This is a genomic window from Dellaglioa sp. CoH-55-MRSF-9 (genome assembly GCF_056782155.1).
In genome coordinates, this window is sequence record NZ_JBXAYG010000184.1 from 1 (window position 1) to 232 (window position 232).

Sequence of the window (232 nt, forward strand, 5' to 3'; positions counted from 1 at the left end):
CCAGACCATGACACTTCTCAGGCTCAGCGTTCCGTACTTCGCCTGCAAACGCGTATGCTCGGAAATAGAGCATGAGAAGAGGATCACCGTTACCCAGCGTATCATTCGCATGCCACACGGGCCGCAGCCCCGCAGGGTCTAGGTCGAGACAAAGCTCTTCGCGCAGCTCACGAGCCATTCCGACATCGGCACGTTCAGCTTCGAGCTTGCCGCCCGGAAGCACGTACAGACC

The 232-nt window shown here is 59.1% G+C and carries 1 protein-coding gene; it reads right to left on the bottom strand.

All coding sequences use genetic code 11. The features are described from left to right. The coding region (locus tag AC1RPV_RS08285; protein ID WP_481764284.1) for an NUDIX hydrolase at window positions 1-232 on the bottom strand (232 nt) is incomplete at both ends.